General features: G+C 33.5%; 7 protein-coding genes. 3 read left to right on the top strand and 4 right to left on the bottom strand.

Going from position 1 to position 7,221, the window contains the following annotated elements; translation table 11 throughout:
• The first annotated feature begins 251 nt into the window (after positions 1–251).
• Positions 252–2,012 (top strand): alpha-glycosidase, encoded by a 1,761-nt coding sequence (locus CQ058_RS25830; protein WP_078175407.1) that lies wholly within the window; start codon positions 252–254, stop codon positions 2,010–2,012.
• A 38-nt stretch (positions 2,013–2,050) separates the two neighbouring features.
• On the opposite strand, the gene CQ058_RS25835 is transcribed toward CQ058_RS25830, so the two are convergent.
• Complete coding sequence (locus CQ058_RS25835; protein WP_105590045.1) at positions 2,051–3,727, bottom strand: glycoside hydrolase family 13 protein; 1,677 nt, start codon at positions 3,725–3,727, stop codon at positions 2,051–2,053.
• A 274-nt stretch (positions 3,728–4,001) separates the two neighbouring features.
• On the opposite strand from CQ058_RS25835, the gene CQ058_RS25840 reads away from it, so the two are divergent.
• A complete protein-coding gene (locus CQ058_RS25840) occupies positions 4,002–5,102 on the top strand; it encodes an ABC transporter ATP-binding protein (protein WP_002066938.1) in 1,101 nt (366 codons plus the stop codon).
• Between the two features lie 69 nt (positions 5,103–5,171).
• On the opposite strand, the gene CQ058_RS25845 is transcribed toward CQ058_RS25840, so the two are convergent.
• The 3 genes from CQ058_RS25845 to CQ058_RS25855 form a co-directional block, all read right to left on the bottom strand.
• Entirely contained in the window at positions 5,172–5,681 is a 510-nt protein-coding gene (locus CQ058_RS25845; protein ID WP_002066937.1) for an SDR family NAD(P)-dependent oxidoreductase, read from the bottom strand.
• A gap of 65 nt (positions 5,682–5,746) precedes the next feature.
• Positions 5,747–5,845, bottom strand: coding sequence for a hypothetical protein (locus CQ058_RS25850; protein WP_002111552.1), 99 nt, complete (start codon positions 5,843–5,845; stop codon positions 5,747–5,749).
• A 298-nt stretch (positions 5,846–6,143) separates the two neighbouring features.
• Positions 6,144–6,599: an RDD family protein gene (locus tag CQ058_RS25855; protein ID WP_002138152.1), complete on the bottom strand. Its 456-nt coding sequence runs from the start codon at positions 6,597–6,599 to the stop codon at positions 6,144–6,146.
• 131 nt (positions 6,600–6,730) lie between these two features.
• Between CQ058_RS25855 and CQ058_RS25860 the strand changes: the two genes are divergently transcribed.
• Complete coding sequence (locus CQ058_RS25860) at positions 6,731–7,162, top strand: DUF3997 domain-containing protein (RefSeq protein WP_105590046.1); 432 nt, start codon at positions 6,731–6,733, stop codon at positions 7,160–7,162.
• The last annotated feature ends 59 nt before the right edge of the window (positions 7,163–7,221 follow it).

The following is a 7,221-nucleotide window of genomic DNA, read 5'->3' on the forward strand; positions in this document are numbered from 1 at the left end:
GCAAACAATATCTAAATCTATGAAAACGTTTGCGCTATTTGTCTATCATTATACATCCTTTTATTCATTTTGCAAATATTAATTTTCAAAATAATCTTATCACACTCTTTATTCATTGACTTTACATAAAATGAATACTACTCTTATAAGCAATATTAAAGTTATGTGGAAGGCAATCGTTTGCAACATAATCTTTATTATTTCATTTACGGGAACTATATGTATAGAGATATTAAAGGGGGATTTTCTATATGCTTAAAGAAGCGATCTATCATAGGCCAAAAGATAATTATGCATACGCTTACGACGAAAAAACAATTCACATCCGAATACACACAAAAAGAGATGATGTTCACAGCGCCGCTCTCATCTACGGGGATCCGTACGAATGGCAGGACGGGAAATGGATTACAGCAAGTACACCAATGAAAAAAACCGGATCTACTGAGTTATTTGATTATTGGTCGGTTTCAATCAAACCGAAATTTAAACGCTTACGTTATGGATTCGAATTAAAAAACGACGTAGAAACTCTTATTTATACAGAAAGAGGATTTTTTTCTAATATTCCAAATGACGATGTCGGTAACTTTTTCTGCTTTCCATTCATTCATGCAAAAGACGTTTTCAGAGCACCATCCTGGATTAAAGACACAGTATGGTATCAAATTTTCCCGGAACGATTCGCTAACGGGGATAGCACATTAAATCCTGCAAACACCCTTCCTTGGGGAAGTACCGAACCAACTCCAACTAATTTTTTCGGCGGAGATTTTGCTGGTATTATTCAAAACCTTGATTACCTTGTGAAGCTTGGAATTTCCGGAATATATTTCACTCCTATTTTCAAAGCTCATTCGAATCATAAATATGACACAATTGATTACATGGAAATCGATCCACAATTTGGGACGAAAGAAACTTTCAAAGAACTCATTGAAGCGTGTCATAAACGTGGTATAAAAGTAATGCTCGATGCTGTTTTTAATCATAGCGGGTACTTCTTTGATAAATTTCAAGACGTGCTGGAACAAGGTGAAAATTCCGCCTATAAAGATTGGTTCCATATTCATGAATTTCCAATTATAACCGAACCACTTCCTAATTATGATACTTTCGCATTTACACCGTATATGCCTAAATTAAATACAGCACACCCAGATGTAAAAGAATATTTACTTGAAGTAGGGCGTTATTGGGTAAGAGAATTCAATATAGACGGTTGGCGCCTTGATGTAGCAAATGAAGTCGATCACAGTTTTTGGAGAGAATTCCGAAGTGAAATAAAAGCATTAAATCCTGAAGTATATATTTTAGGTGAAATTTGGCACGATGCACTCCCATGGCTACAAGGTGACCAATTTGATGCTGTAATGAGCTATCCTGTTACAAACGCTCTGCTTTCTTACTTTGCTAACGAATCCATTCATGCAAGTGAATTTATGAAACAAATTACCGATTCTCTACATTCCTACTCTATGAATGTAAATGAAGCGGCATTTCATTTATTAGACAGTCATGACACACCTAGAATTTTAGCAACATGTAACGGGGATAAAAATAAGTTAAAGTTACTCTATGTATTTCACCTTTCTTTCATCGGTTCTCCTTGTATTTATTACGGCGATGAAATCGGTATGGATGGTGGAATGGACCCTGACTGCCGCAAATGTATGATATGGGATGAAAAAGAACAAGATACTCTTTTATTTACACATATACAAACATTAATTTCATTACGGAAACAACATAAAGCATTTGGAGGAAATGGTACTTTTCAATTCATTGAGGCAAATGATGAACATAATTATATTTCTTATACAAAAACATATGAAGATGAAACTATCTTTTTCGTTTTAAATCCTACTAACAGTGAAGTTACAACTTCACTCCCTCTTCATATTACCAGGAAGAAAATAATTAACATTTATACAAACGAAGAATTTTCAGCGGAAGCAAGTGTATTACAAGTTACACTTCCACCGTATGGATTCTCTATTTTAAAATGGTAATAGTAAAAGCCTTATGCCAGGGTGGCATAAGGCTTTTCTTATTTCAATTTAAATACCATTGCTTCATATGGTCGTAATGTAATGTTTTCTATCAATACATTTTCTACATCATAATTGTGTATTAATAACTCTGCTTCACTATAAATAATGTCCTCAGGCAATTCAAATACACATTCATCTGCAGTAAAGTTTGCAATCACCAGAAGCTTTTCTTCTCCATATGTTCTTACATAAGCAAAAATAGAAGGGTGATTTTCTAATATTAAATCATATGTTCCATACACAACTATTTCATTGTTTTTACGTAATTCAATCAATTTTTTATAGTAATAAAAAATTGATTCTTCATCTTGGATTGCCTGTTTCACATTAATCTCTTTGTAGTTAGGATTTACCGCAATCCAAGGCTCACCCGTTGTGAATCCAGCATGTTCTCTATCATCCCACTGCATCGGAGTTCTAGCATTATCTCGGCCCTTTATATATATAGACTGCATCACTTTATCTATATCTTCGCCGCGCTCTATAACTTTCTCTTTATACATATTTAGTGTTTCAATATCTCGGTATTCATCAATTGATTCAAATCGAACATTTGTCATTCCGATTTCTTCTCCTTGATAAATATATGGTGTCCCTTTCATCATATGAAGTACTGTCGCTAACATTTTCGCTGATTCAGTATGATAAGCTCCATCATTACCAAAACGAGATACAACGCGAGGCTGGTCATGGTTATTCCAATAAAGGCTATTCCATCCTGTTTGTTCTAATGCTTTTTGCCACTTTGTTAAATTTTGTTTCAAAGTAAGAAGTGAGCATGGTTTTACATCCCATTTCCCACCTTCTCCGGAATCTAAATCCATATGTTCAAATTGGAATACCATTTGTAGTTCTTTTCTAGCTTCCCCTGTATACAATTTAGCCTCTTCTGTCGTTACACCAGGCATTTCCCCAACCGTCATAATGTCATACTGAGACAATACGTCTTCATTCATTTCATGCAAATACTTATGAATATTCGGACCGTTCATAAAATGTTTATGCCCTGAAACATATCCTTCTTCATCCGTTTCAACAGCTGGTAAGCCATCTTCTTTAGAAATAAAATTAATAACATCCATACGGAACCCATCAATTCCTTTTTCTAACCAAAACTTCATCATGTCATAAACATCTTGTCTTACCTTTTCATTATCCCAGTTTAAATCTGGCTGTTTTTTAGAAAACAAATGTAAATAATATTCATCTGTCATCTCATCATATTGCCATGCAGATCCACTAAATGCTGCTCCCCAGTTATTCGGCTCTTTCCCTTCTTTTCCAGGGCGCCATATATAATAGTCTCTATATTTATTATCTTTCGATTTACATGATTCAATAAACCAATTATGTTCATCTGAAGTATGATTAACAACTAAGTCCATCATAAGTTTCATATTACGTTTATGCATTTCATGTAATAGTTCATCCCAATCTTCCATTGTTCCGAACTCGTTCATAATTTTACAATAATCACTTATATCGTAACCATTATCATCGTTTGGAGATTCATAGACTGGTGATAACCAAATTACATCAATACCTAATTCTTTTAAGTAGTCTAGCTTCGCAAGAATACCACGAAGGTCACCTATACCATCACCATTACTATCCATAAAACTACGAGGATAAATTTGATATACTACACTTTCTTTCCACCATTGTTTTCCCATTATGCTACCCCATTTCATCTATACTATTGATTTTTTTCTTTTTTTAAGGCGCAAACGTTTTCATTACTGAATGATAACAGATTCTATCCAAATTTAAAATAGCGCTTACAATATTTATTTTCTTTTCTAATAAAACATGTGAAACTTATTATATATTCATAGGAATAATGAAAACGTTTTATTTTTTTATAGTGTTTTTATTTCTTTTTTGAATCTATTCGTTTATAATAAATTCAAAGAAAACGTTTGCATAAACTTTCTAGGGGGAAATATCATGGCAGAACTTAAATTAGAAAATATTTATAAAATATATGATAATAATGTAACAGCCGTAACAGATTTTAACTTACACATTCAAGATAAAGAATTTATCGTATTCGTTGGTCCTTCTGGATGCGGAAAATCTACAACACTACGAATGGTAGCTGGACTTGAAGATATTTCAAAAGGAGAATTTTCAATTGATGGTAAGCTAATGAACGATGTTCCTCCAAAAGATCGAGATATCGCAATGGTCTTCCAAAACTACGCTCTTTATCCACATATGAGTGTGTATGATAATATGGCATTTGGATTAAAACTTCGAAAAATACCGAAAGATGAAATCGACCGTCGAGTGAAACATGCAGCTCAAATTTTAGGACTTGAACAATATTTAGATAGAAAACCGAAAGCTTTATCAGGTGGACAACGTCAACGTGTTGCATTAGGTAGAGCAATTGTTCGAGACGCAAAAGTCTTCTTAATGGATGAACCATTATCAAACTTAGACGCTAAACTACGTGTTGCAATGCGATCAGAAATTTCTAAATTACACCACCGCCTTGGCACAACGACAATTTATGTAACACATGATCAAACTGAGGCAATGACAATGGCTTCACGCCTTGTTGTTATGAAAGACGGCAAAATCCAACAAATTGGAACTCCAAAAGAAGTATATGAAACACCTGAAAATATTTTCGTTGGTGGTTTTATCGGTTCACCCGCAATGAATTTTTTCCGTGGAAAATTAACTGAAACCGATTTCGTTATAGACAGTTCACTAAAGTTTAAAGTATCTGAAGGAAAAATGAAGTTATTACGCGAACAAGGCTATGTAAATAAAGAAATTGTTTTAGGTATTCGTCCAGAAGATATTCATGATGAACTATTATTTTTAGAAGCTTCACAAGCTACTACTTTCACAACGAAAATTGAAGTTGCAGAGTTGTTAGGGGCTGAATCCATTTTATATATGAAACTTGGAAATCAAGATTTTGCAGCACGTGTTGATGCAAGACATACTTTTTCACCTGGTGACCAAATTAAACTTGCTTTTGATATGAATAAAGCACATTTCTTTGATAGCCAAACCGAACAACGTATTCGTTAAAAAATAAAGTTCTATAATAGAACATACAAAAAAACCGTCCACATATATACTGGGGGCGGTTTTCCATTATTATACTAGGGCTTCTATTGTATGAAATGATTGTCCTCTCGTGCTAATAATACCAAAAACAGGTAAATCACTAAGCACCACTTCTTCTTGCTGTTTCATAAAAGATGACGTTAATTGTTTTATCTCTATCCAAACGTCATTAATACAAAGTACATTGGAATCGTTCTCTTGTTGGCGAGAAAAAATAGAATCTATTTTATATAGACCAGCATTTTGAAAAAGCATATCAATACGACTATATGCCTCCATAGCAAAACTAATAACACGTTGCCAATCTCCTTGTTTCCCCATATCGTAGGATACAAAAAGTGCTTCTCCGCCTAAATCCGTAATTTCCTCAGCTGTTGCTTGTCCACTTTCTTGATCAATGTCCGTCACAATTACTTTTGCGCCTTGCTTAGCCAACAAAAGAGCTGTACTACGTCCAATACCGATGCCACCACCAGTTACAATGGCAACCTTTCCTGCAAGCTTCATTTTCATTACCCCTTCTATAAGTCTTACCGTCATTCAGTATACTCCTTTATTAGATTAGTCTGCAAGCAGGAAAAGTTCACTCTACATCTTGTAAGCGATTACTTTTTTATTTCTTTTTTTTTCTTACTATTATATTGATCGAAGGTTAAACCAATAAAAATAAGAATTCCCCAAAATATTAAGCTACCTCCAGTCATTCCAAATCCCCCTTTGTTATATAACGATATTATTTATACCCATTATAACATTCTCTTAATTTTCAATCTATTTAAAACGAAAATAGGATGTTTGAATTAGCTACAGCTTCTTTAAACATCCATCAATAATATGGAGGGTATTATATAGGAAATATCCGCCCTATATCAATTCCATTTATCTAATTTTCCAAAAAATAAGATAATGATGGAATTTTTCATGAAATTAAAAATAAGACTTTTTATATACAAACAATAAAAAGTCTTATTTCATTAGTAGCACGTATACTCTAAATATTAATTATACAAGACTCATCACTTTTGTCTTTGCAATTAAATCATGGAAGCCACAATTATCTTTGCGGAATAACATCATATATACATTGCATATTAATGGAACTCCAAGTAATAATATGCTTGGTAATAATAATACCAAAAATCGTATTATTAATGTTTGTAACGTTAGTTTTTCACTTGTTAACGAGATTATTTTTGTTCTTGTTACCTTTTTACCAAGTGTAGAACCGTTCCAAAGAAAAGGTAACAGAATAAAATTTATAGCCATTAATACGAAAACAAGTGTAAGGTCATATCTATAGTCACCTAAACTTATATTAAAACGATTAAAAATAGCACTATAGTTTCCTGTAATAATAGCTACTACTGCACCGTACGTAACCGAGATTAAAAACATGTCAATAAGGGAAGCACCTATGCGATTCATTACAAGCGCTGGACGATGCATCTTTAACTTCATTTTGTGTCGACTCCTTCATATCCTTCTTTACCCGTTTCATCGTACCACTTCTAAAAAACATTGTAAACTGGCGTTTCGCTTACTTTTCTTGTACAATGTGTTACAACAGCATTATAAAGGAGGTTCCCATATTGAAAAGATGGATAATCCTATTTGCCGCACTCTTATTAACAGGTTGCACAGGCAATACAAACCATTTAACCTATACAATTAACGATGAATATGAACTCATACATACTTCTGGAGATGCATTTGAACTTTTCCCATCGCAGGATGCTGTATATGCTACACAATACATCCCTGCAAAAATTACAGAAATTGCTTGGGACGATAAATACATTATCACAAAGCAAATTGAGGAAAAATCAGATCCAAATAATCCTGACGCAGCAATTACAAATAAAAAAAGTGAACATTATTGGATTATCGATGTAAAGCATAATAAACGATTTGGTCCTTATAATGAAAAACAATTTTACGAGCAAAAAGATGCTTTTAAAATTACAGTGCCTTTTCAAAGTGTAGATTCATATGTGAAAGAGCTAAAAAAACAGTCAGCATAACTTTTGAAGTGACCCCCGAAAGTTAGACAGGTCGTTTCATTAGGCAGCCTCTAGGGTAT

The sequence above is a fragment of the Bacillus sp. MYb56 genome, from assembly GCF_002976445.1.
Classification (GTDB): domain Bacteria; phylum Bacillota; class Bacilli; order Bacillales; family Bacillaceae_G; genus Bacillus_A; species Bacillus_A mycoides.

Coding starts and splice junctions, on each gene's coding strand:
- CQ058_RS25830 (WP_078175407.1), top strand. CDS start 252: ATGCTTAAAGAAGCGATCTATCATAGGCCAAAAGATAATTATGCATAC.
- CQ058_RS25835 (WP_105590045.1), bottom strand. CDS start 3,727: ATGGGAAAACAATGGTGGAAAGAAAGTGTAGTATATCAAATTTATCCT.
- CQ058_RS25840 (WP_002066938.1), top strand. CDS start 4,002: ATGGCAGAACTTAAATTAGAAAATATTTATAAAATATATGATAATAAT.
- CQ058_RS25845 (WP_002066937.1), bottom strand. CDS start 5,681: ATGACGGTAAGACTTATAGAAGGGGTAATGAAAATGAAGCTTGCAGGA.
- CQ058_RS25850 (WP_002111552.1), bottom strand. CDS start 5,845: ATGACTGGAGGTAGCTTAATATTTTGGGGAATTCTTATTTTTATTGGT.
- CQ058_RS25855 (WP_002138152.1), bottom strand. CDS start 6,599: ATGAAGTTAAAGATGCATCGTCCAGCGCTTGTAATGAATCGCATAGGT.